The following is a 25787-nucleotide window of genomic DNA, read 5'->3' on the forward strand; positions in this document are numbered from 1 at the left end:
TGATGCCCAACCCGCTTCTCGACATTCGGATCGGCACCATGGTGCGGGCCAATCTCGACGACCCGGCTGGTTATATCAAGCAGATCCTGCCGCTCGGCTTCGAGAGCATCCAGCCCTTCTTCTGGCAGACGCTTGGCGGCAAGGATTTGCCGCGGCTGGCCGGGCAGATCCGCGAGGCGATCGGCGACGCCGACGTCACCGTGTCCTCGCTCGGCGTGTTCGGCAATCCGCTGGAGAGCGGCGAGGTCGATCGCGGCGTGCTCGAGGCCTGGGAAACGGTGATCGACAACGCGCATCTGTTCGGCGCTTCGACGGTCAGCGGCTTCACCGGGCGCCTGCGCGGCAAGAAGCTGACCGACAGCCTGCCGCGCTTCCGCGAGGTGTGGGGGCCGCTTGCAAAACGCGCCGCCGACAAGGGCGTGCGCATCGCCTTCGAGAATTGCGCCATGGACGGCAACTGGGCCGCCGGCGACTGGAACATCGCCCACAATCCCGACGCCTGGGAGCTGATGTTCAACGAATTGCCCGACGACAATCTCGGGCTGGAATGGGAGCCTTGCCACCAGCTCGTCTATTTGATCGATCCGATGCCGCAGATCCGCAAATGGGCGCCGCGCATCTTCCATGTCCACGGCAAGGACGCGACGGTGCGCTGGGATGTCATCCGCGAGCACGGCGTGTTCGGCCGGCTGCCCTTCGTGCAGATGCGCACGCCAGGCTTCGGCGACAGCGACTGGGCGCGGGTGATCAGCGAATTGCGGCTTGCCGGTTACAAGGGCGCCATCGACATCGAGGGCTGGCACGATCCGGTCTATCGCGGCGACCTGGAGATCACCGGGCAGGTGCGAGCGCTGGAATATCTCAAGCAATGCCGGGGAGGTGCGAGCTACCTGCCGAACCCGATGTGAGGAAAGCCGGCGGGAGGAGCCGGCCAGCCAAGCGCGGCGCATTGCCGAAGCAAATGTCGAAACCCTCGCGCTTGCGAGGACAAAAAAGGGAGGAACGTGCATGAGCATCGCCAAGAGAACGACATTTCGCCTGACCGTCGCGGCAGCCGCCACGGCGCTCGCCGCCGCCATCTCGACACTGCCGGCCCACGCGCTCGACGCGCAATGGTGCAAGGACGTCCACATCCGCTTCTTCGTCGGCGGCGCCGAGGGCGACGCCTTCGGCACCATCGTCTATAATGGCGCCAAGCAGGCGGCGGCCGATCTCGGCCCGAAGGTCGACTACATCTTCTCTCAGTGGGACGTCGAGAAGATGGTGCAGCAATTGCGCGAAGCCGTCGCCGTAAAGCCAAACGGTATCGCCATGATGGGCCATCCCGGCGACGCCGCGATCATGCCGCTGGCCGAACAGGCGCACAAGGACGGCATCAAGGTGATGTACCAGAACGTCCCGGTGCCGAAGGTGGTGGAAGCGTTCGGCGGCGGCTATATCGGCGCCCAGCAGGAGCAGCAGGGCCGTGCGCTCGGCGCCGAGGCGTTCAAGCTTGGTAAGCTCAAGGCCGGCGACAAGGCGATCATGATCGGCCCGTTCGAGAACGAAGCCCGTGGCGCACGCGAGCGTGGCACGGTGGCGGCACTCAAGGAAGCCGGCGTCGAGGTCATCCAGCTGTCGTCTCCGCCGAGCGGCGAATGGGCATCCGACCCCAATCTGGCGATACCGGTGATCACGGCGGCGCTGCTCAACAATCCCGATGTAAAGGCGGTCGGCTATCCGGGCGGCCAGATGCTCGGCAATGTGCCGACCTATATGCAGTCGGCGGGCAGGAAGCCCGGCGACATCTTCAATTTCGGCTTCGACACCAGCCCGCAGATCGTCGAGGCCTTCAAGGGCGGCTGGGTGCAGCTGACGGCCGACCAGCAGCCGTTCATGCAGGGCTATCTGCCAATCCTTAGCCTTTGCCAGCAAGTGGTGCTGGGTCTGGCGCCGATGAATGTCGACACCGGCGCCGGCTTCGTCACGCCGCAGAACTACGAGATCGTCTCAGAGCTCGCCAAGCAGGCGCTGCGCTGACCTCCCAAGGCTGCCGGCCGGGTTTAGCCCGGCCGGCAGGACCGCTGGCGACGAGGCCGGCAAGCGACAATGAAAAGCGAGGATCCGATGGCCGAACGCATCATCGAACTGCGCGACATCAAGAAGTCCTACGGCCAGGTCTATGCGCTGGGCGGGGTCGATCTCAGCGTCGACCGTGGCGAGGTGGTCGGCCTGATCGGCGACAATGGCGCCGGCAAGTCGACGCTGATCAAGATCCTGTCGGGCGTCGTCAGGCCGACCAGCGGCGACATACTGGTGCGCGGCCAGCCGGTGACCGGATGGAGTGCGGCGCGCTCGCGCGACGCCGGCATCGAGACGGTGTTCCAGGATCGGGCGCTGGCGGTGCAGCAGACCATCGTGCGCAACATCTTCATGGGCCGCGAGCTCACCGGCTTCATGGGCTTTCTCAGGGTTAACAAGGAGATCGAGGAGGCGAGCCGGCTGATGCGCGAGATCGGCTTCACCTCGAAGGTGTTCACGCCGCATTCGATCGTCGGCCAGCTGTCGGGCGGCGAACGCCAGGGCGTGGCGATCGCGCGCGCCATCTACAAGCAGGCGGAGCTGATCATCCTCGACGAGCCGACGACGGCGCTGTCGCTGACCGAGACCGCCAAGGTCTTCCATTTCGTGCGCCAGGTGCGGGCGAGCGGCCGCTCGATCCTGTTCATCGGCCACAACATCCATCATGTCTTCGACATCGCCGACCGTTTCGTGGTGCTGGACCGCGGCAAGGTGGCGCTGACCACTGACCGCAGCGAGGTCAAGTCGGCGGAGGAGCTCATCAACTTCATGGAAGACGTGGCGCATCCGGGCGGACTGCCCGGACTGCACGATGGCGGCGAAACGGAGCAGAGAGCGCGATGAGCAAGGCCATGGAACCCGATCTGCAAAGCCCTTTCAGCGGTTCAAGCGGCGATACCGCCGGCAAGGAATGGAGGCATCCATCCGACCACTGGCTGCGCGGCTTCATCATCGACAACCGCGCCTCGCTCGGCACGCTCGCCGTGTTCATCGTCATGATGGCGGTGTTCATGATCGCCAACCCGACCGTGTTCACCACCTGGTATCTCTACAGCTCCGTGCTGACGACGCTTCCAGTCGCGCTGTTCGTGGTGGTGCCGCTGGTCTTCGTCGTCACCTGCGGCGAGATCGACCTGTCGTTTCCGGCGACGATGGGCTTTGCGTCCTGGGTGTTCGCGCTGGTGGTGCAGGCCGGCTACGATCCGTTCCTCGGCATTGCCGCCGCACTGGTCACCGGCGTGCTGCTCGGCTTCCTCGTCGGGTCGCTGGTCGTCTATGGCGGGCTGTCGTCGCTGATCGCCACGCTCGGCATGAACTTTCTGCTGCGCGGCCTGATCCAGATCATCAACGAGGGCAGGTCGATGGCGCTGACCGGCCTTGCCGACAGCTCGGCCTACAAGATCTTCTCCAGCCAGGTCTACGGCATCCCGGTGCAGATCTTCTGGGCCATCGCCTTCGTGGTGCTGTCGGCGATGCTCTACAACCGCCATCGCTTCGGCGCGCAGGTGAAGGTGGTCGGCGACAACCCCGACAGCGCCAAGCAGATGGGCATCGACGTCAAATGGGTGCGGGTGAAGGTGTTCGTCTTCGTCGGCATCGGGGCCGCGATTGCCGGCACGTTTTCGGTGATGATCAACTTCACCTGGTGGCCGACCGCCGGCGATGGCTACCTGCTGCCGGTGCTGGCCTCGGTGTTCGTCGGCGGCACCCCGACCTGGGGTGGCATCGGCACGGTCGCAGGCGGCGCCATCGGCGCGGTGACTGTGTCCTTCATCCAGACCGGCGTCGTGGCGGCAGGCCTGAGCGGCTTCTACGTGCAGTTCTTCAACGGCCTGATCATCATCCTGTCGCTGCTCGGGCACAAGTGGAACCAGGCAAGGTATAGGTGAAGGGGTGGGAGGCTATAAATACTTAACGAGGCTCCCTGGTCGGCATCCGAACTACTGGAAATCTGACCAATTGATTCTACCAGTAAAATCGGCGATATAATTAGGGTCAAAATCGATATCGATCGCTTCGTCTAAAAATCCTTCGATTTTTATCATCATCGGTTGTGTAGATTCTGTCATATCGCCGAGGTTTATAAAAAATAATGTGCCCTTCAGCTGATTTGCATGTTGCCAGAATTGATTCCAGAGCCATTGATGGTCGGCTCGAACGGCATTCAGATCGCGAAAAAGGGCTTGCGACAATACGCCTCTTGCCGGAAATTCTCTGAATGGAGAAAATTCGTGCATAATGTTGCCTATATTATTGTGAATACGCTTCACGCGCTCAATATCTTCGTCTTTTGCTTTCTTGATGTCTAATACCCAAATAGTTTGATCGTTGAGCTGGTCAGTTTCTGTTAGTCGTGCGTAAGCCGGAAACAGAAGTTTCGAGTTTTTTGCAAGACGTTTGAAAACCTCTCCGACTTTGTAGTTGGCCCTTAGGCTAAGCGGCTCATCAAACTCAATCTCGGCTGCGATGACACAAAGGTATGCGATGGTCTCGCATACCTTTCGTATTTGAAGGCAGGCAGTTTCAATATGAATCAACGAGGCTTCGTTGTCCCATAGGTGACGTCGGGCGCTCATCAATCGGATTTTCAGTATCCACGCCGCCCTAACATATTTTTCGACCAGTTCCTTGCGTGAGTGAGTAGCCATCGCTCACACCGCCGCTACAAACCCGTCCAGCACGCGTTTCTGGCCGGCCTTGTCGAAGTCGATGGTCAGCTTGTTGCCCTCGATGGCCGCAATGTTGCCGTTGCCGAATTTCTGGTGGAAGACGCGGTCGCCGACGCTGAAGGCGGAGGACGTGTCGGAGACGGATTTGGCGACCAGTTCGCCATCGATGGTGCGGCCCTTGACCGAGGTGCGGCCGGCGCCGTAGCCCGAGTCGGTCTCGCCATAGCCGATGCGCTCGACCTGATGGCCGGAGCGCGTGCCCCAGTTGCGGTCGGTCGCCTCGGTGCGGTTGGCCTGCGCGCGCTGCCAGCCCGGCGTCGAATAAGTATTGGAAAAGGCGCCGGATTTTTCGGTATCGGCACCGACATTGTCGAAGCGCGAGGCGCCGTAGGGGTTCTGCCTTCCTGGTCCCTGGCCACGGCCCGATGCGAACGAGCCGCCGCCATAGGGATTGCCGTAGCCGCCATAGGAATTGCCGGCTTCGGCGACCTCGACGTGGGAGTTCGGCAGTTCTTCGAGGAAGCGCGACGGGATGGTCGATTGCCACAGGCCGTGGATGAGGCGGTTGGAGACGAACCAGATATGCAGGTTCTTCTTGGCCCGCGTCAGCCCGACATAGGCGAGCCGCCGCTCTTCCTCCAGCCCTGAGCGGCCGCCTTCGTCGAGCGCGCGCTGGTGCGGGAACAGGCCTTCCTCCCAGCCGGGCAGGAAGACGGTCTCGAATTCGAGGCCCTTGGCCGAATGCAGCGTCATGATCGAGACGGCGTCGAGCCCGGCATTCTGCTCGGCGTCCATGACCAGCGCGACATGCTCGAGGAAGGAGCGCAGCGACTCATACTCCTCCATCGAACGGACCAGCTCCTTGAGGTTCTCCAGCCGTCCGGGGGCTTCGGCCGAGCGGTCGTTCTTCCACATGTCGGTGTAGCCGCTCTCTTCGAGAATGGTCTCGGCGAGTTCGGTATGCGGCGTGGTTTCCAGCGCCTTCTGCCAGCGTTCGAAATTGGCGGCGACCTCGCGCAGCGCGGCGCGCGGTTTCGGCTTCAACTCGTCGCTTTCGGCGAGGTTGGCGGCAGCCTCCAGCATCGGGATGCGCAGCGCGCGCGCCGTGTCGTGGATCTGGCGGATGGTGGCTTCGCCCAGCCCGCGCTTGGGCACGTTGACGATGCGCTCGAAGGCGAGGTCGTCGCCGCCATTGGCGACGACGCGGAAGAAGGCCAGCGCGTCGCGGATTTCCATGCGCTCGTAGAAGCGCGGGCCGCCGATGACGCGGTAGTTGAGGCCGAGCGTGATGAAGCGGTCCTCGAAGGCGCGCATCTGGAAAGACGCGCGGACAAGGATCGCCATGTCGTTGAGGTTGTGCTTCTGACGCTGATAGGCCTCGATCGTCTCGCCGATGGCGCGGGCTTCCTCCTCGGAATCCCAGGCAGCGTGGACGTTGACCTTGCCATCCTCGGGATCGTTGCGGTCGGTGAACAGCGTCTTGCCGAAGCGGCCCTCATTGTGGGCGATGAGATGGGAGGCGGCACCCAGGATGTGCGCGGTGGAGCGGTAGTTGCGCTCCAGCCTTATGATGGTGGCGCCGGGAAAATCCTTGTCGAAGCGCAGGATGTTGTCGACCTCGGCGCCGCGCCAGCCGTAGATCGACTGGTCGTCATCGCCGACGCAGCAGATGTTGACGGTGGCACGGCCCTCCGCCGAAGAGCGCCCAATCTCCCCCTTGAGGGGGGAGATGTCGGCGGAGCCGACAGAGGGGGCGGTGCCCCACCGGCCTGTCGGCGCGAGGCGCCCCCTCTGTCCTGCCGGACATCTCCCCCTCAAGGGGGGAGATCGGCTTGCCTTCGGGCCGCTGAGCCAATAGCCGCAGCCACATGTACTGGGCGGTGTTGGTGTCCTGGTACTCGTCGACGAGGATGTATTTGAATCGCCTGTGGTAGTCCTTCAGCACATCCGGATTGGCGCGGAAGATGCGGATCGGATGGCACAGAAGGTCGCCGAAATCGCAGGCGTTCAGCGTCTGCAAGCGTTCCTGGTAGGCCTTGTAGAGCTCGCGGCCCTTGCCGTTGGCGAAGCTGCGCGCGTCGCCCTCGGCAATGTCGGCCGGGCCTTGGCCCTTGTTCTTCCAGCCGTCGATCATCTGGGCGAACTGCTTGGCCGGCCAGCGCTTGTCATCCAGGCCCTCGGCCTGGATCAGCTGCTTGATCACCCGCACGACGTCGTCGGTGTCGAGGATGGTGAAGTCGGATCTCAGGCCGGCGAGTTCCGCGTGGCGGCGGAGCAGCTTCACGCCGATCGAGTGGAAGGTGCCGAGCCACGGCATGCCCTCGACATTGCCTTCACCGATCAGGATGCCGATGCGCTGCTTCATCTCACGCGCGGCCTTGTTGGTGAAGGTCACCGCTAGGATCTGTGACGGGAAGGCCTTGCCGGTGGCGAGGATGTGGGCGATGCGGGTGGTCAGCACCCGCGTCTTGCCGGTGCCGGCACCGGCCAGCACCAGAACCGGGCCTTCGGTGGTTTCCACCGCCAGCCGCTGTTCGGGATTCAAACCCTTGAGATAGTCGGGCGCGTTGTTGTGGCCGCTGCGGGCTGCCATCGCGCGCGCGGCAATGCCCGACGGGGCCGTGGGCCGCGCATTGGGTTCGTCGAAAAAGGGCATGTCTTCGGAAAAGCCGGACATCTTCCCCCGAATGTAGTGATTCGGGAGGGAAAGACCAGAAGTGTCTACGTTTTGTTCCCGGTAAAGTGGCTGATTTGGCTGCCCCACGCCCGCACTACCGTCGGCCTTATCAGCCAATTGCGATGGAACAAACATTACCGCCTGCGCTTATGGCGCGTGCTTGACAGGCGGGACCGTCAGGGGAAAGTTGTGTTCCGGGCAGCAACGCAACGCGGGGTTACCCGTGGCCGCGCGCGGCGCGCGAACAGTCGAAGGAGTATCATCTTGGCTGTCACCATCACCTCCCTCGTTCTTTTTCTGCTTGGCCTGGCGCTTGGCGCCGGCGGCACCTGGTTGGCTTCGCTGGGCGGCAGTTGGTATTACATCATCGCCGGTCTCGCCTTCTTGATCGCCGCCTGGCTGCTCTACCGGCGCCGCTCCACGGCACTGTGGCTCTATGCTGCGATCGTGATCGGCACGCTGGCCTGGGCGGTCTGGGAGACCGGCTTCGACTGGTGGGAACTCGGCCCGCGCGGCGGCATCATCGTGCTGGTGGCGCTGTGGCTGCTGACGCCGTGGGCGAGGCGAGGGCTTGCCGGTCCCGACGGGCGCGCGCCGCTGATCCTGGCGGTGCTGGCATCGCTGGCGGTGGCCGGCTATTCGATGACCACGGACCCCAAGGACATCGCCGGTTCGCTCGACACCGACAAGGTGACCCCCAACGCCAATCTTGGCGGCGATGTGCCAGCCGGCGAGTGGCACTATTACGGCCGCACGCAATTCGGCCAGCGCTATTCGCCGCTCGACCAGATCACGCCGGACAACGTCGCCAATCTGAAGCCGGCCTGGACCTACCGGACCGGCGACGTGAAGGGGCCCGACGACGTCGGCGAGACCACCTACCAGGTGACGCCGCTGAAAATCGGCGACACGCTCTACATCTGCACGCCGCACAATTTCGCCATCGCTGTCGATGCGGCGACCGGCAAGGAGAAGTGGCGCTACGATCCCAAGATCAAGCTCGACAAGGATCGCCAGCACCAGACCTGCCGTGGGGTATCCTATTATGCCGATGCCGGCGGCGCCGCCGGGCAATCCTGTGCGACGCGTGTCTACCTGCCGACCTCCGACGCCCGCCTGATCGCGCTCGACGCCGCCAACGGGCAGGTCTGCCCCGCCTTCGCCGAGGGCGGCACGCTCAACCTTCTGACAGGGATGCCGTACCCGAAGTCGGGCTATTATTACTCGACTTCGGCGCCGCTGATCGCGGGCGGCAAGATCATCGTCGGCGGCGCGGTCAACGACAATTATTCGACGCAGGAGCCGTCCGGCGTCATCCGCGCCTATGATGCCGCCACCGGCAAACTGCTATGGAACTGGGATTCCGGCAATCCGGACCAGACGACGCCATTGGCGCCGGGCCAGACCTACACCGCCAACTCGCCCAACATGTGGTCGACGCCGAGCGCCGACGAGAAGCTCGGCCTGCTCTATGTGCCGCTCGGCAACCAGACGCCGGACCAGCTCGGCATGGGCCGCAGCGACAATGTCGAGAAGTTCTCCTCCTCGATCACCGCGCTCGACCTCAACACCGGACAGTTGAAATGGGTGCGGCAGACCGTACATCATGACCTGTGGGACATGGACGTGCCGGCGCAGCCGACCCTGATCGACATCACCAAGGCTGACGGCTCGATCGTGCCGGCGCTGGTCGGGCCGACCAAGCAGGGCGATCTCTATGTGCTCGACCGGCGCAGCGGCGACCCGGTGATCGCGGTCAAGGAAGTGCCGGCGCCGGGCGGCGCCATCGAAGGCGACCACACATCACCGACTCAGCCGGCGTCGGACCTTTCCTTCAACCCGAAGCCGCTGACCGATGCCGACATGTGGGGCATCACCATGTTCGACCAGCTGGCCTGCCGGATCGCCTTCCACAAATTGCGCTATGAAGGCCGCTACACGCCGCCCTCGTTGCAGGGATCGCTGGTCTATCCCGGCAATTTCGGCACCTTCAACTGGGGCGGCGTGGCGGTCGATCCGGTGCGGCAGGTGATGTTCGGCATGCCGACCTATCTTGCCTTCACGTCGAGACTTGTTCCCCGCGCGGACGTGCCGGCGCCGGGCGACGACACCAAGGGCAGCGAGCAGGGGCTGAACCGCAATGATGGCGCTCCCTATGCGGTGGTGATGGGACCGTTCCTGTCGCCGCTCGGCATTCCCTGCCAGGCGCCGCCCTGGGGCTATGTCGCCGGCGTCGATCTCAGGACCGGCGCGATCGCCTACAAGCACCGCAACGGCACCGTCTACGACATGACGCCACTGCCGCTGCCGCTGAAGGTCGGGGTGCCCGGCATTGGCGGGCCGATGATCACCGCCGGCGGCGTCGCCTTCCTGGGCGCGGCGGTCGACGATTACCTGCGCGCCTATGATTTGACGTCGGGCAAGCAGCTCTGGCAGGCACGGCTGCCGGCCGGCGGGCAATCGACGCCGATGACCTATACGGTGGCGGACGGGCGCCAGTTCGTGGTCATCGTCGCGGGCGGCCACGGCTCGGTCGGCACCAAGCCCGGGGATTACGTGATGGCCTACGCGCTGCCGAAGTAGGGGAGTGACACCAAACCGTCGGCTCTAGCCGAGCCCCAGATGGCCCTTCAGGCTGGGCACCGAGCCGAGCACCTGGTTGGTCAGATCGGGACCAGCGGCGGCTTCGGCCTGCTGGACCAGTGTTTCGCCGGCCTTCTGGATTTGTGCCATGTCGAGGCCGGATGCCTTGAGCGCGGCGAGGCCGTTGACCAGCGCGCCGGCCTTTTCGCCGAGGACGCCGCCAAGCGCGCCCTGCAGGGACGACAGGAAGCCGCCACCACCGCCGGCAGGCGCGGCGGCCATGACGTCATATTTCTGCGCCAGCGCATCGGCGCCCGGGATCTTGGCGAAGAATGACGAGGCGCTGGTGCCTTCCGCCTCATGCTCGAGCACCGAGAAAATGGTGCCGACGACTTTTTCCGTCGTTGCCTGGTCGAGGCCAGCCTTCTGCGAAACGGTGTTCACGATGTCCTGTACGTCCATGACTTCACCTCAACCTTGGGTTTTCGTGTTTGCCGGATGGCGCTGGCTGCGAACCTTGACCATCGACTTCTTGACCATGGACTCGCGGCTCGAGGCAACAACAGCCGTGCGCATCGCCAGCATGGCGGCCGCGGCAATCATGAAGGCTGTTGCCAAGATCGGCATGGTCATCGGCGTCGTTTCCTCCAGGCCCCGCCATTGGGCGGCCGATCAGCCAGTTTCCCCTACTATTGTGGCAGCGCCATCAAGATTGTCGCCGATGACAAAAACGTGATGGGAGATGAGATCCGTCGCCCGGGCGCCGATCGCTGGGCGGAACGATGTCACTGTCCCGTGACTGGACGATGAGAGGCTCGCCCCTATCTTGCGGACGGCAGGAACAGTCCGGCACCGAGGCCCGAGGAGTGCGCCATGACCGACGTCACCACCACACCCGTGATCACCCAAGCGATGATCGACGCCTATGACGAATACACGCATCTGACGCTCGACCGCCGCCGCTTCATGGAACAGCTGAGCAGGCTTGCCGGGTCGGGTGCGGCGGCGGCCGCGGTCGCGCCGCTTTTGGCGGCGAACTCCGCCCAGGCGGCGATCGTTGCCGAAAACGATGCCCGCGTGAAAGGCGAGGACATCACCTATCCAGGCAGCGGCGGCGAGATGAAGGGCTATCTGGTTGAGCCGGCAAAGCCAGCCGGCAAGCTCGGCACCGTCATCGTCATCCACGAGAACAGAGGGCTCAACCCGCATATACGCGACGTCGCCCGACGCGTGGCGCTGGAAGGGTTCGTGGCGCTTGCGCCCGATTTCCTGTCGCCGCTCGGCGGCACGCCCGCCGACGAGGACAAGGCGCGCGACATGTTCACCACGCTCGACGCGGCACAGACCGCCGCCAACGGCGTTGCCACCGTCGCCTTCCTCAAGGCCGACAAGGACGGCAACGGCAAGGTCGGCGCCATCGGCTTCTGCTGGGGCGGCGGCACCGCCAACATGCTGGCCGTCAATGCGCCCGACCTAGCAGCCAGCGTCGCCTATTACGGCATGCAGCCGAAGGCCGCGGACGTGTCGAAGATCAAGGCGGCATTGCTGTTGCACTATGCCGGGCTCGACGATCGCACCAATGCCGGCATCGACGCCTTCAAGAAGGAACTCGATGCCGCCCATATCGAATACACTGTTTATGTCTATGAAGGCGCAAACCATGCCTTCAACAACGACACCTCGGCGGCGCGCTACGACAAGAAGGCGGCCGATCTCGCTTGGGGCCGGACGATCGCTTTCCTGAAGGAGAAATTGGCCTGAAGCAAAAACTGGCCTAGGGTGTCTAATCCGTCCTCACCGGCCTGTGGATGGCGACGCCGGCGACGACCAGCGCGATGCCCACACAATCGCTGAAGCCGGGTATCTGGTGCAGCACGATGACGCCGATCAGCGTTGCCGTGACCGGCAGCAGCGACAGCATCAGCGCAAAGCTCGAACGCGGCAGCCGCGACATGGCGAGCTGATCGCAGATGTAGGGAATGACCGAGGAACAGATGCCGACACCGATGGCGGCGATGAGCAGCAGCGGCGAGAAGAAGACAGGCAGCGCGTCGGCTAAGCCGATCGGAAGCACGACGACGAAGGCGACTGCCATGGCCGCTCCCAAGCCTGCGATACCGTCACCTGCGCCGGCGCGGGCGACGCGGTGGCCAAGCACGATGTAGCCGACAAAGAGCGCGCCGTTGAGGAAGGCCCAGAACAGCCCGAGCGGATCGCTGGACCATTTGACGTCGATCAGCAGCACGGTGCCGGTGACGGCAACGGCAAGGGCGGTGAGGTTGCGGGTGCTCCTGAGGCCGACCAGCGCGACGCCGATGGTGCCGACGAATTCGATCGCCGCCACCAGCGAGATCGGCAACCGGTCGAGCGCCAGGTAGAACGCGCAGTTCATCACCGCCAGGCAAGCGCCGAAGGCCAGCAACAGCAGCCGCGCCGGGGGATCGGCGCGGGCGAAGGTCCGCCAAGGGCGCGTCAGCGGTGCGAAGACCAGCGCGGCGGTGGCGATGCGCAGCCACGCCATGCCGAGCACGCCGACATGCGGGAAAAGCAGCACCGCGAAAGCCGGGCCGAGATAGTGGAAGACGGCGCTGACGCCGAACCAGACATGCGGCGGCAGTTTTGCCGCCAGGAGCATGGGGCCGGGGGCAGGGCTGCTGGCAGGCGCTTGCGTTCGATCGGTCATCGGATCAGTATCGCAGGCAGTTTTCCCTATTCATATGGAAGATGACCCGCCTGGCTGGCATGTTCCTTATCGGAAGCAAGGATTTTTCCGTGAAACGCCTTCGAACTGAAAATGTCGATCTCGATGCCGCGGATATGAAGATCCTGTGCCTGCTGGAAAAGGATGCGCGCGCCAGCACGGCGGAGCTTGCACGCTCGGTCGGCCTGTCGGCGCCGAGTGTCGCCGAGCGCATCAAGAGGCTGCAGGAGAACGGCGTGATCGAAGCCTATTGCGTCAGGATCAATCCCGCCGCTCTTGGCTTGAAGCTGTCGGCTTGGCTGCGGATCCGGCCGGTGCCGGGGCAATTGTCCGTCGTCGCCGACATCATCCGCGAGCTGCCGGAGATCGCGCAATGCGACCGGGTGACCGGCGAGGATTGTTTCATTGCGCTCGCGCATGTCGGCTCGGTGGCGGAGCTGGAACGGGTGATCGACCGCATCATCCCCTATGCGATGACCAACACGGCCATCATCCAGTCGTCACCAGTGGTGGCGCGTTCGCCGCTGGCGGCGGTGAAGCGATCGTCGTGAGACGGCGCGATGAGTTCAGCCGTTCTCGTCAGGTGACTAGGAAAGCGCGGTACCGGCACCACGCCGGTTTGCCTGCGTCAGGCATGCCCGCGCTTCAGGCGGGCGCGCTTCAGAATGCTGCGCCAGCGGATCATGTCGAACGGGATCGGCTCGTTATTGTTGGCGATGTGGAAGATCTCGTTGTCGACGTTCTTGAGCGAACGCCAGAAATCATAGTCGGTAATGCGCGGATCGGCGGCCAGCCTGTCCACCTCGACCTTGATGTCGGTTTTCATGCACGTCCCTCGAACCGGCTCCGCCCGCCGCCCGTATAACAACCCGTGCGGACCTTTTCTGCCGCTCCGCTGAGTCGTTCAACGGCCCAATTGGCTTGTTCCCGTTAAAACCTCGGTAAGGTTAACGCCGGGGCGAGGCTGCTTCAAGAACCGGCGCCAGCCGATTTGCAGGTTCCTCCATTTTTGAGCTGCCGGTGTGGCTTTGATGCCCACTTCGCTGGACGCGGTGACAGTGACAGCCCGCCCTATTTGCGCTTGATCCCGATCGAGCGGCCGGCACGCTCCGGCATCGGCAGCACCGAATGGGCTGAACGCATGGCTTCGACCTTGGCCAGCACATCGGCGGGGAAGGGGGCGACCTTCGGTCCCGACATGTCGACATGCAGCGACAAGGTCTCGGAGGTGGCGGCGAGCCAGCCGTCGACATGGCGGATTTCCTGATAGGCTCTCAGCCGCTTCTCGTCATGGTCAATGAGTTGGAAGGAGACCTGGACCTTGTGCTCCAGATGCAGCTCCTGCACGTAGCAGACATGGACTTCGGCGGTGTAGATGGTGAGCCGCCGCTCTTTCACATAGTCCAGCCCCATGCCCATCGCCTCGAAGGCCTCGTCCGAGCAGCGGTCGAACAGCACGTTGTAATAGGCCATGTTGAGATGGCCGTTGTAGTCGATCCAGTCCTTTTCGATGTCCATGGGCCTGGAGACGAAGGGGGCGGGGATGGACATGGAAACTTCCTTGTTCTGGCGCTGGACAGAGCGTGCATGGTGAGACTACGCATCCATGATCGCATAACAAGCGTGGACGCTGGTCCATTCGCGGAGGAATTCATGGCTCTGAGCGACCTCAATCCCGTCGAACGCAACGAGGCAGGCCTCGCGGCGGTGCTCGGCATCCTCAAGCAGCGGCTCGGCGAGCGCTTCCAGACCGGCGAGGCTATCCGCTCGCAGCACGCGCACACCACCACTTACATCCCGACGCAGGCGCCGGACGGTGTCGCTTTCCCGGAGACGGCTGCCGAGGTGCAGGAGATCGTGCGCGCCTGCGCCGCCCATCGCGTGCCGGTGATCGCCTTCGGCGTCGGTTCGTCGCTGGAGGGCCACACCAATGCACCGGGCGGTGGTATCTCGGTCGATACGTCGCGCATGAACCGGATTCTTTCGGTCAATCCGCAGGATCTCGACTGCACGGTCGAGCCCGGGGTGACGCGAGAGGATCTCAACCGGCATCTGCGCGACACCGGCCTGTTCTTTCCGATCGATCCGGGCGCCAATGCCTCGCTGGGTGGCATGGCCGCGACGCGGGCGTCCGGCACCAACGCCGTGCGCTATGGCACGATGCGCGAGAACGTGCTGTCGCTGACCGCCGTCATGGCCGACGGCGAGACGGTGATCACCGGCAAAAGGGCGAAGAAGAGTTCGGCCGGTTACGACTTGACGCGGCTCTTGGTCGGCTCGGAAGGCACGCTCGGCATCATCACCTCGCTGACCTTGAGGCTGCAAGGCATTCCGCAGGCCATCTCCGGCGGCGTCTGTCCGTTTCCGAGCGTCGAGTCGGCCTGCAACGCCGTCATCGCGACGATCCAGATGGGCATTCCGGTGGCGCGCATCGAACTGGTCAATGCGCTGCAGATGCGGGCGATGAAGACTTATTCCAAGCTCGATTATCCGGAAAGCCCGTGTCTGTTCGTCGAATTCCACGGCAGCGATGCCGGTGTCGCCGAGCAGGCCGAAACCTTCGGCATGATCGCGGAGGAAAATGGCGGCGGACCCTTCCTGTGGACCAGCGTCGCCGAGGAGCGGACGAAATTGTGGAAAGCGAGGCACGACGCCTACTGGTCGTCACTGACGCTGCGACCGGGCGCCAAGGGCCTGTCGACCGATGTCTGCGTGCCGATCTCGCGCTTTGCCGAATGCGTCACCGAAACCGAAGCCGACATCGCCGAGATGGGGCTGATCGCGCCGATCGTCGGCCATGCCGGCGACGGCAATTTCCACGTGCTGGTGCTGATGGATGTGAACGACCCCAAGGAGATCGCGCTGTCGGAGAAATTCGTCGCGCGGCTCAACATGCGTGCCATCGCCATGGACGGCACCTGCACCGGCGAACATGGCATCGGCCAGGGCAAAATCGGCTTCCTGCGCCACGAACTCGGCCACGGCGTCGACATCATGCGCACCATCAAGCAGGCGCTTGACCCGCAAAACATCATGAATCCGGGCAAGATATTGCCGAGCGAGGGCCATTAAATGTCGGGTGCCGAGACCCTGCTGCCGATCGAGGCGCCGCCGTCTTCCCCCGGCGCGCCATTGCCTCATGTGTTTGCGGATGAAAGCAGGCTGCTCGTCGCTTATATCGCCAATGCTCCGGATACGTCCTTCGATGGCACGAATCCGCGCTCGGTTTCACCGGCAACAGTCAACCAGCATGTCGTCGTCCTGACGGCAGATCCTTATCTGGCATTTCAGTTCGGCCCGCCGAATGATGAAACCATCAGCGGCCACCGGCTCTATGCACTGGGCTTGCGACCCTATGAGGCATTCGAAGTCCGCAACTCAGCGTGGATCGCGTCCCTTGAAAAGACAAATCGGGTTCATCCGTCACACACGCCGGAACTGTTTTCAAACTATCGGCACTTCATCCTGACGTTTCATGATTCGATGCTGGAATTTATTGCGGAGAGTTTCTCGACCAGTCTTCACAACGGAACCGTTTTGACCGTGTTGATGGAGGGTGTCGGACGGCGAGCCTGAACGTTATAGGCGAAAATCTCGCAGGCTCGTTGGTGAAGACAACCCGTGAATGCGTTGGCACGAAAAGGCTTGTCGAACGCGCCGCCGTTCGGTTCGGACGGCACCTGCACCGGCCGCACGTTGAGGCCTGAAACTGCTCGCACATTCGGAACCGATTCCCGGCTTTCACGTTGCGGCAACCAACGGATATCGTCAAAGCGGAGCGGCCGCCCATGGACTGGAAAGGCGTCTGGAAGAATCAATACGGTTCCATCGTCGAGATCACCGATGATGCGGACAATCGTATATCGGGATCGTTTCGAACCGCGCTGCCGGATAGCGGTTTCCATGGCCAGGAAATTCCGGTTTTTGGCGTCCATCGCGGCGACTGCATCAGTTTTGCCGGCGGCGGGAAAACGCCGGTTGGGGATGCGGTCGTTTCCTACACCGGCCTTCTTCGGGAGGGAAAAATGGAGACGTTGTGGTTTGTCGTCTCGGATGCGGCGATAAGGGCCAACGGCGAGGGCCAACCCGCGAAAATCGAAAAACTGAATTGGTGGCGTTCGATGTCGACCAGCGCGGACACGTTCCAAAGAAGCTAGTCCCGATGGCCGGAAGCCATTTGGCCCCGCTGGAAGCCGAATCCGGAGCGCTAGCGTGCGGCCGCAGGCTGCTCCTGCGCGTCCTGGACAAGGGCCTGCAGCATGGGTCGTGTCGGGGCGAAGAATGTCGTGCCGGTGTGCGGCGTGGAGACATCGAGCAGCCGGTCGTAGGCGCCCGGCGGGTCGCCGAGATACATGCGCTGCAGCATCTTTTCGGTGACCCAGAGATACCGGGAATAGCCGATGAAGTAGGTGCCGAACTCGTTCTGCCCGGGCCTGCCGAACGGCATGTTGTCGCGCAATATGTCGTATTCGTTGCCGTCGGCATCCTCGATAGTGGCCAGCGACTTGTGCGACTTGCGTGGCGCGTCGTCATCGTCGATTTCGATGTTGTCGATCTTGGTGCGGCCGATGATCGCCTCCTGCTCGGGCGTTGGAATGCGCGCCCAGGCCTGGAGATCGTGCAGGTATTTCTGGACGACGACATAGCTGCCGCCGGCAAAGTCGGCATCCTCGTCACCAACCAGCGCCGAGGCGGGCAGGTCGAGGCCGGTCGGGTTGGCCGTGCCATCGACGAAGCCGAGCAGGTCGCGGGCGTCGAAATAGCGAAAGCCCGTGACTTCGTCGACGATGGTCACATCAGGACCAAGCCTGTCGAGCAGGATACGTTCGAACTCGAAGCACATGTCTGATCGTTCGGCGCGGATGTGGAAGAGAAGGTCGCCCGGTGTCGACGGGGCCGAATGAACCGCTCCCTTAATCGGCGCGAACGGTTTCAGCTCCAGCGGCCGCCGGCCGGGGCTGAGGCGATCCCAGAGGTCGCGGCCGATCCCGGCGATGCAGGACAAGCGGCCGCCAAGGTCGCGGAACCCGACATTCTTGACCAGGTCGTCAAGGTCGCCGAGCGCGGAACAAATCCTGGCGAGAGCTGGTCGTTCATCGGCGACGGTGACGACCAGAAAAATCGCCGACTGCGAAAGCGGGGCATCGACGCTTTGCGCATCAATCGGCACGCGGTCCCAGTTCTTGCCTGACATCCGAAAATCTCCGCTATTTCCAGGATTTGTTTCAGATCGTCCGACAGGACGCAACACTCGAAGAATTGCCTCTTTATCGACACGCGGATGCGGGTAGAGTGCGGCGGAAATTCAAACAACCTGTTCGGAGCTGATGCTCGCACGCCTGTTCGTGATCTTCGGTGGCCTGTTCGTGCTGGTGCTGTGTGCGGCGCTGGTGGTGCCGTATTTTATCGACTGGACCGGTTATCGCGCCGATTTCGAACGCGAGGCGAGCGCTATCCTCGGCCGCAAGGTGACCGTCCAGGGCGACGCCACGGCAAGGTTGTTGCCGTTTCCCTCGGTGACCTTCTCCAACGTCGCCGTCGCCGGCGGCCCGAACGGCGAGCCGGCCGTGACCGTCGAGACGTTTTCGATGGATGCCGAACTCGCGCCCTTCCTGCGCGGCGAGGTGCTGATCTTCGACATGCGGCTGGTACGGCCGAGGGCGACCATCGACATCGCCAGGGATGGCACTGTCGACTGGGCCATGCGCCCATCCTCGCCCTTCAACCCCGGCCAGATCTCGATCGAGAAGCTGACGGTGACGGAAGGGCAGATCGAGTTGCGCCATGCCGCCGGCGGGCGCAGTCACATCTTTTCGGAGATCAATTCGACCATTTCGGCCAAGTCGCTGGCCGGTCCGTGGCGCCTGGACGGCACGTTGCGGCTGGACGGCTTGCGCACCACGGTTGCTGCGTCGACCGGCAAGGCCGAACCCTCCGGGCAAATGCGCATTCGCCTGAAGGCCGACCCCGATGCCTATCCGCTGGTGATCGAAACCGACGGCAACGCCGGCATCGTCAACGGCGCCGCTGGTTATTCCGGGCAGTTCAAGATTGCTGCCTCCGACAAGAATGGTGCCGACAAGAATTCAGCCGAGCTGCGCGGCACCGATGGTGAAACGGTGAAGGTCTCGACCGGCAAGCCCGATCCGGGCTTTCGGCTGAACGGCAAATTCTCGCTCGACCACCAGAAGCTCGGCGTCGACGAATTCCGTTTCGAGACGGGGCCGCTGGACAATCCCTATACCGCCGACGGCAAGGCCTCGGTCGATCTCGGCCAGAAACCGAGCTTCGCCATCGAGGCCAATGGCGCGCAGGTGCAGTTCGACGAGGCCGTGGGCGCTCAGGCCGGCGCGGGCCTGACGCTCGACCAGCGCATTGCCGGGCTGGAGCAGGCGCTGCTCGACCTGCCGAAGCCGACCATTCCCGGCACGGTCGAGGTCAAGCTGCCGGCGGTGGTGGCCGGCGACACCACGGTTCGCGATGTACATCTTTCCGCCGAGCCGGTCGACGGCGGCTGGAAGATAAAGTCGCTTGCAGCGACGCTGCCGGGCCGCACCACGCTGGAAGCCGATGGCATGCTGGTGCTCAACGTACAGAGCCATTTCGACTTCACCGGCTCGTTGCTGCTTGCCGTGGCGCAACCCTCGGGCTTCGCCGCCTGGCTGTCGAAGGATGTCGACGAGGCGATCCGCCGCCTGCCTGCCGCCGGCTTCAAGGCGAAGGTCGATCTCTCGGAAAACCACCAGTCTTTCAGCGACCTCGAACTGATCCTGGGCAAGGCGAAGTTTTCCGGGCGCATCGATTCCAGCCAGCCCGACGACGCCAGGCCCTCGGTGCTGATGCGGCTCGATGGCGGCGAGCTCGATGTCGACGGGCTGGCGGCGTTCGCCTCGATCTTCGTCAGCGACAAGGGCGCCAACCGCTTCGCTGACCGCGATCTCGATTTCCAGATCAAGGCCGGGCCGGTCAGCGCCGGCGGGTTGACCGCCGACACGGTCGACACGGCGCTGAGGCTGCGCGAGGGCTTGCTCGAAATCGACCGCCTGTCGGTGGGCGGACTGGCCGGCGCCTCGATTAGCACCACGGGCCGGATCAAGGATTTCCCGGCGAGCCCGACCGGCAAGCTGGATGCTTCCGTGGTCGCCGTCGACCTGAAGCCGCTGATCGACGTCGCCGCGCAGCATTATCCGGACAGCGCCGTGCTGAAGGGCCTGGCAAGCCGTGTGGCCGCCTATCCCGACCTGTTTCAGGATGCCCGCGTCGACCTCGTGGCAAGTGCCGCCGACAATGGCGATGGCACGACGGGCCTGGCGGTGAGCGGGCAGGGCAAGGCCGGCGGCTCGGCTTTTTCGGCCTCGCTGTCGGGGAAGGGGGCGATGGACGATCTTCTCGACGCGCCGGTGACACTGACCTTCAACGCCAAAAACCCTGACGCCACCGCTCTCTTGGCGCTTTACGGCCTGCCGGCGCTGCCGCTCGGCATGCTGGGCGAGGCCAGCACCGATATCCAGGCCAAAGGCACGCTCAGCGGCGGCCTGGCGACAAGTTTCAGCGTCACGGGCAACGACTTCAAGGCCGGCTTCGAGGGAACCGTGGCGGACACGCCACAAGGGCCCACCGCCAAGGGCAAGGTCAGCCTCGACGCCGCCGACATCGAACCCTGGCTGATGACATCGGGTATCGGCCTGCCGGGCATGGGCGCCGGCATGTCGGCGACGCTTGCGGCGCAGGGCGACTATGGCAACGGCCTGCTGGTGCTCGACAATCTCAGCGGCGCCATCAACGAGGCGGCGGTGTCCGGCGACGTCAATGTCGATGTCAAGGACGGCGTGCCGCATCTGGCCGGCGCGCTGGCACTCGACGAACTCGACCTCGATCCGATGGCGGTGGCGCTGTTCGGCGATTCCGCCTTTCTTGCTGACAAGGGCGGGGCTGACAAGAGCGGGGGCGACAAGCGTGGCGCTTGGCCGGATGCGCCCTTCAGCCAGAAATCCAGCCTGCCGTTCACCGCCGACCTCGACCTGACGACGGCGGCACTCGCCGCCGGCTCATTCGCCACCGCTTACGATGCCGCTTTTTCGCTCAAGCTCGACCAGGAGGGCATCCGCGTTTCCGATCTCAAGGCGAAATTTCTGGGCGGGGCGCTGACCGGCCTGTTCGAATTGAAGAACAATGACGGCACCGGCCTTTTCAGCGGCCAGATGAAACTGGCCGGATCCGATTTGGGGACCGTGCTGCCGGATGCCGGCATCAGCGGCAAAAGCGATTTCTCGGCAGCGCTGTCGACCAGCGGCAAGTCGGTGGATGCGATGGTCGCCGCTTTGTCGGGCTCCGGCACGGCAACGCTGAAGGGGTTGCAGGTCGCCGGCGTCAATCCCGATGCGTTCAGCGCCTTGCTTGCCAAGGCCGATGCGATCGGGCGCGACATCGACGCGGCCAAGACCACGGGCTTCGCGCCTGACATCGCCGCGGACGGCAGCTTTGCCGCCGGGGATGCCGAGGTTGCTTTCACGGTTGCCGGCGGCACGCTGCGGGCGCCGCCGATCAGTTTTGAAAATCCGGCGGCGACCCTGTCCGCCGACATCATGGCCGATCTCAACGCCAGCACGGTGTCGGCCAAGGGCGCGATCACCTACAAGCCCGGCGACGAGGCCCTGGTCGGTTCCGAGCCGGTCATGAATTTCACCGCCGAAGGTCCGCTCGGCGCCATCAAACGGCAGTTCGACAGCGAGCCGCTGGCGCAGTTCCTGACCCAGCGAGCGCTGGAAAAGGAGCAGCAGCGCGTCGAGGCGATGCAGGCGGCGCTGCTGGAGAAGCAGCGGCTGCGGCGTGAGGTGCGCTACTACGCAGCACTTCAGGATACGCGCGACAAGGCCGCCGAGGAACTTCGCCAGCAGGAGGAAGCAGCGCGGCTGAAGGCCGAGGCGGACGCCAAGGCGAAAGCGGAGGCCGACGCACAGGCCCAGGCTGAAGCGGACGCCAAGGCGCAAGCCGACGCCGAGGCGAAAGCCAAGGCGGATGCCGACGCCAAGGCAAAGGCGGATGCAGACGCCAAGGCCGCGGCCGAGCAGCAGGCGGCCGACGAGGCGGCCAAGGCGCAGGCGGAGCAGGAGCGCCAGAAGGCGGACGAGGCAAAGCGCATCGCCTCGCAGGAAAAGGCAAAGCAGGAGACCGATCAGAAAGCCGAGGAACCGACGCCCAAGGTCGAGCGGGCGCCACAGCCGGAGGCCAACGACAATCCGCCCGCCAAGCCAAAGGCCAATCCGTTCACGATCGACAATTTGTTGAAGTCGTTGGAGTAGGCGGTAGGGCAGTAGGGCAGTAGGGCAGTGTCTTACCACTCGAAATCGTTTTAAAGAACCAGCAGTTCGGCGCCGTCGGTGATGTAGCGGGCGTGGCGGAAGTCGCGGATGGTTGCAAGCTTGCCGTCCTGCCAGGCCAGCAGGATGAAATAGGTGGGCCGTGCGGCCGGGTCGTTGGCGTCGCGGACGAGGATTGCCGGCCTGTCTTCGACGAAGCCGAGCACGAAATGCCAGTCCTGGACCCGGGAATAGTTGCTGAAATAGGTGCCGACTTCCTTGCGGCCGTTCAACCGCGTCCTGGCCACCAGTTCGAGCCGGACTTCATCGGCCAGCATGTCGCGCACCGCGTCGAAATCGCGGGCGTTGAAGCGATCGATGTAAGCATCGAGCAGCAGACGTTCCGCCGCGCTCAATCTCGGAACAGGGCGGTCGTCCTGTTCGTCAGCGAGTTCGCGCAGCCGACCCCGGCCGCGATGCAGCGCGGCCTTGATCGCCGGGATGCTGGTGCCGAGCATGGCGCCGATCTCCTGCAGCGAATAGCCGAGAACATCCATCATGATGACGCTGCTTCGCTGCGCGACGGGAAGGCGCATGAACGTGTGCAGCGCGGCAGAAGCGGCCTGGCGGTCGACGGTAGGGTTTGCCGGGTCGACGATCATGTCCGGATCCTCATCGGAATGGACCTTTTCACGGGCGCGGCGGCGCAGGAAGTCGAGCGCCGTGTTGTGGGCGATGCGAAACAGCCAGCCTTCCGGGTTGGCGATCGGCCCGGCATCGGCCAAGGCCTGGAATGCCTTGGCCAGCGCCTCCTGCAGCACGTCCTCGCCGTCGATGACCGAGCCCGTCATGCGGGCGCAGTAACGGTGCAGCTTGGGGCGTAACTCCCCAGACAGGCGCTCGAAAAGCGCGCTGTGCCGGTCAGCAACGGGAATGGTCATGCGTCTCCCATCCTGCGACGTCCTCGGTTACGCATCCAGCATCCGGTAACTGCCCACCACGGTCATCTCCTCGCGCTGCGGACGTTCGCTGCAACGATCCCGGATGCCGTTTTGAAATGCCTCGAATGCGGCCAGCCCGGTGATGATGTCGGCATGCGCATCGGTTTGCGTCTCGACCAGATGGACGAATGTCCCGTCGCCGGACCGCAATGTCATGTAGCGAACGCCGTCCGGCGATTTGTCGTGCAACTCCTGGAAGACGGCCTTGACCAACCGCTCGTTCTCGTCGGCCCGTTCCGGTTTCGTCTTGTAGCGTATCAGATGACGTTTCATCTCTGGCTTCCTCCGATTGTCTTGCGCCCCTTTCGGGCTCTCACCACCGAGACGTTGCGGAGAAGCCAAAGGATGCGGGGCGTCGTGAAAATATAGGCGCCGCTCGCGCAAGGCGGAGAAAACGTCACTCGCCGTCCCGATCGAGCAGGCGCCGCAGCATGGGCTCTATGCGCGAGAGTTCGTCGAGATGGACCGCCGACAGCTCGGCCAGGCGATCGTCGGCGCGCTCGGTCAGCCGCAGCAGCACGCGGCGATGGTCGTCCTTGTCCTGATCCCGCACGACCAGCCCCGCCTCGCCGAGGCGGTTGACCAGTTCGACGGCGCTGTGGTGGCGGATGCGCAGGCGCTCCGCCAGGTCGCCGACCGTCACCGGTCCACCGCCCGGAAAACCCTTGATCGCCAGCAGCGCCTGGTGCTGGCGCGGCGTCAGGCCGGCGTCTTCCGCCTGGATCTGGCTGAATTCGAGGAAGCGGCGGATCAGGTAGCGAAACTCCGACAGCCGCTGGTAGTCGGACTGCTTGATGGCGGGGCGTGATTTCCTGGGCTGCGTCATAGCGGACATTTGTTCGGTTTCCGGCGAAAGCTCAAACGGATTTCGATCAGAACTCGCTTGAATATTTATATCGTGTTACGATACATAGCCAGCCGACAAGCCAGCTGGCCGCCTCGACCGTGCCGCGCTTGCGAGATACGGCCCGGTGCCAGGAAGCAAAACCATCATGAAGACCCATCAACCCAATCCCGATCATCTCAGGGATTTTACGACCGACGCCAGAGTGCTGCTGGTTGCCGCCATAGCCGTCGTGGTGGCGACAGCGGGGCTGTTTGCCGGCATCGTGCTTTTGAAGCTGATCCGGCTTGCCACCAACATTGCCTATTTCGGCCAGTTCTCGCTTGCCGACCTGAAGCTGCAGGATACGCCGCTCGGCTATGCGGCCGTCATCGTTCCGGTCGTTGGTGCGCTGATCATCGGCCTGATGGCGCGCTACGGCAGCGAGAAGATCCGCGGCCACGGCATTCCCGAAGCCATTGAGGCGATCCTGCTCGGGCGCTCGAAACTCGACGCCAAGGTGGCGATCCTGAAGCCGCTGTCGTCGGCGATCTCGATCGGCTCCGGCGGTCCCTTCGGCGCCGAAGGCCCGATCATCATGACGGGCGGCGCGATCGGCTCGCTGATCGCGCAGATGCTGCCGGTCAGCGACAATGAACGCAAGACGCTGCTGGTGGCGGGCGCCGCGGCTGGCATGACGACCGTGTTCGGCACACCGATCGCCGCCATCATGCTGGCGGTCGAACTGCTGCTTTTCGAATGGACACCGCGCAGCTTCATTCCCGTGGCGGTCGCGGCAATCATCGCCGAGGTCGAGCGCACCCTGCTGCATCTACCCGGGCCGATCTTCCCGTTTGAGGGCGGCATGGCGGTCTCGTTCACCGGGCTTGGCGGCTGGGTTCTGGTCGGCATCTGCGCCGGCCTGTTGTCGGGGCTTTTGACGCAGATGGTCTATGCCTGCGAGGACGCCTTCCAGAAACTGCCCATCCACTGGATGTGGTGGCCGATGATCGGCGGCCTGGTGGTCGGCATTGGCGGGTTGATCGAGCCGCGGGCACTCGGCGTCGGCTATGACAACATTTCGGACATGCTGGACGGCCACACGCTTGCCACCGCCGCACTCATCATGCTGGTGGTCAAGGCCATCATCTGGTCGGTGGCGCTCGGTTCGGGAACGTCGGGAGGCGTGCTGGCGCCGCTGTTGATCATGGGCGGTGCGATGGGGGCGGTGCTTGCCGGCTTCCTGCCGGCGGCGGATCCGGGCTTCTGGGCATTGCTGGCGATGGCCGCCACCATGGGCGGCACAATGCGGGCGCCGCTGACCGCGACCTTCTTCGCCGTCGAGTTGACCGGCAACACGCATGTGCTGGTGCCGCTGATCGCGGCTTGTGCGGCGGCGCACGCCGTCACCGTGCTCCTGATGAAGCGTTCGATCCTGACCGAGAAGATCGCCAGGCGAGGGCACCATCTGGTGCGCGAATATCGCGTCGATCCCTTTGCGCTGACCAGAGTGCGCGAGGTGATGACCACGCAGGTCGAGAGCGTGCCGGCGACGATGACGTTGCATGGCGCGGCGGCCTTCCTGACCGCCCCGGAAACGCGGCATCCGAGCTTTCCGGTGATCGACGAGAACGGGCATGTGCTCGGCCTCATCGATCCGCCGGCGATCCTGCGCTGGCGGCGCGCAGGAACACACCGCACCACGGCGCTCGGCGCGTTGCTGGCCGGGAGCAAGGTGACGCTGGCCTATCCGGACGAATATCTGGAAGGCCTCTCCGACAAGCTGCTGACGGCCAACGTGTCGCACCTGCCGGTCGTCACCCGCGAAGGCCTGCAACTGGTCGGCTATGTCGGTTGGAAGGATTTGATGCGCGTGCGGTCGCGCAAGCAGGCGGAAGAGCGTGAGCGTTCGACCTTGCTTGGCTTCGGCGGCAGGCGCAGAAAGAAGGAAGACGTGGTCGAGAGCCTCTAGC

22 protein-coding genes and 1 pseudogene are annotated in these 25787 nt (G+C 64.0%); 12 read left to right on the forward strand and 11 right to left on the reverse strand.

What is annotated here, in order from left to right; translation table 11 throughout:
• Positions 1–2 precede the first annotated feature (2 nt).
• The 4 genes from AC0NIH_RS16595 to AC0NIH_RS16610 all read left to right on the forward strand — a co-directional run bounded on the left by AC0NIH_RS16595 (position 3) and on the right by AC0NIH_RS16610 (position 3950).
• Positions 3–908, forward strand: a complete 906-nt coding sequence (locus tag AC0NIH_RS16595; RefSeq protein ID WP_473462047.1) for a sugar phosphate isomerase/epimerase family protein — start codon at positions 3–5, stop codon at positions 906–908.
• 100 nt (positions 909–1008) lie between these two features.
• Positions 1009–2019, forward strand: coding sequence for a substrate-binding domain-containing protein (locus AC0NIH_RS16600; RefSeq protein ID WP_473462045.1), 1011 nt, complete (start codon positions 1009–1011; stop codon positions 2017–2019).
• A gap of 87 nt (positions 2020–2106) precedes the next feature.
• The gene (locus AC0NIH_RS16605) at positions 2107–2904 is read left to right on the forward strand and encodes an ATP-binding cassette domain-containing protein (protein ID WP_473462198.1); all 798 of its coding nucleotides are present in this window, start codon (positions 2107–2109) and stop codon (positions 2902–2904) included.
• Positions 2901–3950 (forward strand): ABC transporter permease, encoded by a 1050-nt coding sequence (locus AC0NIH_RS16610; protein WP_473462042.1) that lies wholly within the window; start codon positions 2901–2903, stop codon positions 3948–3950. Before AC0NIH_RS16605 ends, AC0NIH_RS16610 begins: the two co-directional genes overlap by 4 nt.
• 51 nt (positions 3951–4001) lie before the next feature.
• On the opposite strand, the gene AC0NIH_RS16615 is transcribed toward AC0NIH_RS16610, so the two are convergent.
• Together AC0NIH_RS16615 and AC0NIH_RS16620 are read right to left on the reverse strand one after the other, a co-directional pair.
• Positions 4002–4709, reverse strand: a complete 708-nt coding sequence (locus tag AC0NIH_RS16615; RefSeq protein ID WP_473462040.1) for a hypothetical protein — start codon at positions 4707–4709, stop codon at positions 4002–4004.
• Positions 4710–4712: 3 nt separating this feature from the next.
• Positions 4713–7407, reverse strand: a pseudogene (locus AC0NIH_RS16620) (ATP-dependent helicase).
• Positions 7408–7671: 264 nt separating this feature from the next.
• Between AC0NIH_RS16620 and AC0NIH_RS16625 the strand changes: the two are divergent.
• Entirely contained in the window at positions 7672–9990 is a 2319-nt protein-coding gene (locus AC0NIH_RS16625) for a glucose/quinate/shikimate family membrane-bound PQQ-dependent dehydrogenase (RefSeq protein ID WP_473462035.1), read from the forward strand.
• A 24-nt stretch (positions 9991–10014) separates the two neighbouring features.
• Here AC0NIH_RS16625 and AC0NIH_RS16630 read toward each other — a convergent pair whose 3' ends face one another.
• On the reverse strand, positions 10015–10452 hold the full coding sequence (locus AC0NIH_RS16630; protein ID WP_013894711.1) for a hypothetical protein: 438 nt from the start codon (positions 10450–10452) through the stop codon (positions 10015–10017).
• Positions 10453–10461: 9 nt separating this feature from the next.
• A complete protein-coding gene (locus AC0NIH_RS16635; protein ID WP_473462032.1) occupies positions 10462–10623 on the reverse strand; it encodes a hypothetical protein in 162 nt (53 codons plus the stop codon).
• Between the two features lie 240 nt (positions 10624–10863).
• On the opposite strand from AC0NIH_RS16635, the gene AC0NIH_RS16640 reads away from it, so the two are divergent.
• The gene (locus AC0NIH_RS16640; RefSeq protein ID WP_473462030.1) at positions 10864–11751 is read left to right on the forward strand and encodes a dienelactone hydrolase family protein; all 888 of its coding nucleotides are present in this window, start codon (positions 10864–10866) and stop codon (positions 11749–11751) included.
• 22 nt (positions 11752–11773) lie between these two features.
• Here the strand turns inward: AC0NIH_RS16640 and AC0NIH_RS16645 are convergent, their stop codons facing one another.
• A complete protein-coding gene (locus AC0NIH_RS16645) occupies positions 11774–12673 on the reverse strand; it encodes an EamA family transporter (RefSeq protein ID WP_473462029.1) in 900 nt (299 codons plus the stop codon).
• A gap of 89 nt (positions 12674–12762) precedes the next feature.
• Between AC0NIH_RS16645 and AC0NIH_RS16650 the strand changes: the two genes are divergently transcribed.
• Positions 12763–13242, forward strand: coding sequence for an Lrp/AsnC family transcriptional regulator (locus tag AC0NIH_RS16650; RefSeq protein WP_473462026.1), 480 nt, complete (start codon positions 12763–12765; stop codon positions 13240–13242).
• A gap of 77 nt (positions 13243–13319) precedes the next feature.
• On the opposite strand, the gene AC0NIH_RS16655 is transcribed toward AC0NIH_RS16650, so the two are convergent.
• Together AC0NIH_RS16655 and AC0NIH_RS16660 are read right to left on the reverse strand one after the other, a co-directional pair.
• Entirely contained in the window at positions 13320–13517 is a 198-nt protein-coding gene (locus AC0NIH_RS16655) for a hypothetical protein (RefSeq protein ID WP_013894716.1), read from the reverse strand.
• Positions 13518–13762: 245 nt separating this feature from the next.
• Positions 13763–14242, reverse strand: a complete 480-nt coding sequence (locus AC0NIH_RS16660) for a thioesterase family protein (RefSeq protein ID WP_352708786.1) — start codon at positions 14240–14242, stop codon at positions 13763–13765.
• 102 nt (positions 14243–14344) lie between these two features.
• Here AC0NIH_RS16660 and AC0NIH_RS16665 point away from each other — a divergent pair, with 102 nt between their 5' ends.
• The 3 genes from AC0NIH_RS16665 (at position 14345) to AC0NIH_RS16675 (ending at position 16848) form a co-directional block, all read left to right on the forward strand.
• Complete coding sequence (locus AC0NIH_RS16665) at positions 14345–15763, forward strand: FAD-binding oxidoreductase (RefSeq protein ID WP_473462023.1); 1419 nt, start codon at positions 14345–14347, stop codon at positions 15761–15763.
• Positions 15764–16267, forward strand: coding sequence for a hypothetical protein (locus tag AC0NIH_RS16670; protein ID WP_473462020.1), 504 nt, complete (start codon positions 15764–15766; stop codon positions 16265–16267).
• Positions 16268–16479: 212 nt separating this feature from the next.
• Complete coding sequence (locus AC0NIH_RS16675) at positions 16480–16848, forward strand: avidin/streptavidin family protein (protein WP_473462019.1); 369 nt, start codon at positions 16480–16482, stop codon at positions 16846–16848.
• Between the two features lie 50 nt (positions 16849–16898).
• Here AC0NIH_RS16675 and AC0NIH_RS16680 read toward each other — a convergent pair whose 3' ends face one another.
• Positions 16899–17885, reverse strand: a complete 987-nt coding sequence (locus tag AC0NIH_RS16680; protein ID WP_473462017.1) for a Dyp-type peroxidase — start codon at positions 17883–17885, stop codon at positions 16899–16901.
• A gap of 133 nt (positions 17886–18018) precedes the next feature.
• Here AC0NIH_RS16680 and AC0NIH_RS16685 point away from each other — a divergent pair, with 133 nt between their 5' ends.
• On the forward strand, positions 18019–21993 hold the full coding sequence (locus AC0NIH_RS16685) for an AsmA family protein (RefSeq protein ID WP_473462016.1): 3975 nt from the start codon (positions 18019–18021) through the stop codon (positions 21991–21993).
• Between the two features lie 50 nt (positions 21994–22043).
• Here AC0NIH_RS16685 and AC0NIH_RS16690 read toward each other — a convergent pair whose 3' ends face one another.
• The 3 genes from AC0NIH_RS16690 to AC0NIH_RS16700 all read right to left on the reverse strand — a co-directional run bounded on the left by AC0NIH_RS16690 (position 22044) and on the right by AC0NIH_RS16700 (position 23826).
• A complete protein-coding gene (locus tag AC0NIH_RS16690) occupies positions 22044–22931 on the reverse strand; it encodes a sigma-70 family RNA polymerase sigma factor (protein WP_473462015.1) in 888 nt (295 codons plus the stop codon).
• Positions 22932–22958: 27 nt separating this feature from the next.
• Positions 22959–23264 carry a hypothetical protein gene (locus AC0NIH_RS16695; protein ID WP_023765077.1) on the reverse strand — a complete coding sequence of 102 codons (306 nt, stop codon included), beginning with the start codon at positions 23262–23264 and terminating at the stop codon, positions 22959–22961.
• A 124-nt stretch (positions 23265–23388) separates the two neighbouring features.
• Positions 23389–23826: a MarR family winged helix-turn-helix transcriptional regulator gene (locus AC0NIH_RS16700; RefSeq protein ID WP_473462013.1), complete on the reverse strand. Its 438-nt coding sequence runs from the start codon at positions 23824–23826 to the stop codon at positions 23389–23391.
• A gap of 157 nt (positions 23827–23983) precedes the next feature.
• On the opposite strand from AC0NIH_RS16700, the gene AC0NIH_RS16705 reads away from it, so the two are divergent.
• Positions 23984–25786 (forward strand): chloride channel protein, encoded by a 1803-nt coding sequence (locus AC0NIH_RS16705; protein ID WP_473462011.1) that lies wholly within the window; start codon positions 23984–23986, stop codon positions 25784–25786.
• The last annotated feature ends 1 nt before the right edge of the window (position 25787 follow it).

The sequence above is a fragment of the Mesorhizobium sp. WSM1386 genome (genome assembly GCF_055901595.1).

Coding starts and splice junctions, on each gene's coding strand:
- AC0NIH_RS16670 (WP_473462020.1), top strand. CDS start 15,764: ATGTCGGGTGCCGAGACCCTGCTGCCGATCGAGGCGCCGCCGTCTTCC.
- AC0NIH_RS16685 (WP_473462016.1), top strand. CDS start 18,019: ATGCTCGCACGCCTGTTCGTGATCTTCGGTGGCCTGTTCGTGCTGGTG.
- AC0NIH_RS16635 (WP_473462032.1), bottom strand. CDS start 10,623: ATGACCATGCCGATCTTGGCAACAGCCTTCATGATTGCCGCGGCCGCC.
- AC0NIH_RS16595 (WP_473462047.1), top strand. CDS start 3: ATGCCCAACCCGCTTCTCGACATTCGGATCGGCACCATGGTGCGGGCC.
- AC0NIH_RS16705 (WP_473462011.1), top strand. CDS start 23,984: ATGAAGACCCATCAACCCAATCCCGATCATCTCAGGGATTTTACGACC.
- AC0NIH_RS16600 (WP_473462045.1), top strand. CDS start 1,009: ATGAGCATCGCCAAGAGAACGACATTTCGCCTGACCGTCGCGGCAGCC.
- AC0NIH_RS16690 (WP_473462015.1), bottom strand. CDS start 22,931: ATGACCATTCCCGTTGCTGACCGGCACAGCGCGCTTTTCGAGCGCCTG.
- AC0NIH_RS16700 (WP_473462013.1), bottom strand. CDS start 23,826: ATGTCCGCTATGACGCAGCCCAGGAAATCACGCCCCGCCATCAAGCAG.
- AC0NIH_RS16615 (WP_473462040.1), bottom strand. CDS start 4,709: ATGGCTACTCACTCACGCAAGGAACTGGTCGAAAAATATGTTAGGGCG.
- AC0NIH_RS16605 (WP_473462198.1), top strand. CDS start 2,107: ATGGCCGAACGCATCATCGAACTGCGCGACATCAAGAAGTCCTACGGC.
- AC0NIH_RS16645 (WP_473462029.1), bottom strand. CDS start 12,673: ATGACCGATCGAACGCAAGCGCCTGCCAGCAGCCCTGCCCCCGGCCCC.
- AC0NIH_RS16680 (WP_473462017.1), bottom strand. CDS start 17,885: ATGTCAGGCAAGAACTGGGACCGCGTGCCGATTGATGCGCAAAGCGTC.
- AC0NIH_RS16675 (WP_473462019.1), top strand. CDS start 16,480: ATGGACTGGAAAGGCGTCTGGAAGAATCAATACGGTTCCATCGTCGAG.
- AC0NIH_RS16695 (WP_023765077.1), bottom strand. CDS start 23,264: ATGAAACGTCATCTGATACGCTACAAGACGAAACCGGAACGGGCCGAC.
- AC0NIH_RS16665 (WP_473462023.1), top strand. CDS start 14,345: ATGGCTCTGAGCGACCTCAATCCCGTCGAACGCAACGAGGCAGGCCTC.
- AC0NIH_RS16630 (WP_013894711.1), bottom strand. CDS start 10,452: ATGGACGTACAGGACATCGTGAACACCGTTTCGCAGAAGGCTGGCCTC.
- AC0NIH_RS16660 (WP_352708786.1), bottom strand. CDS start 14,242: ATGTCCATCCCCGCCCCCTTCGTCTCCAGGCCCATGGACATCGAAAAG.
- AC0NIH_RS16640 (WP_473462030.1), top strand. CDS start 10,864: ATGACCGACGTCACCACCACACCCGTGATCACCCAAGCGATGATCGAC.
- AC0NIH_RS16655 (WP_013894716.1), bottom strand. CDS start 13,517: ATGAAAACCGACATCAAGGTCGAGGTGGACAGGCTGGCCGCCGATCCG.
- AC0NIH_RS16610 (WP_473462042.1), top strand. CDS start 2,901: ATGAGCAAGGCCATGGAACCCGATCTGCAAAGCCCTTTCAGCGGTTCA.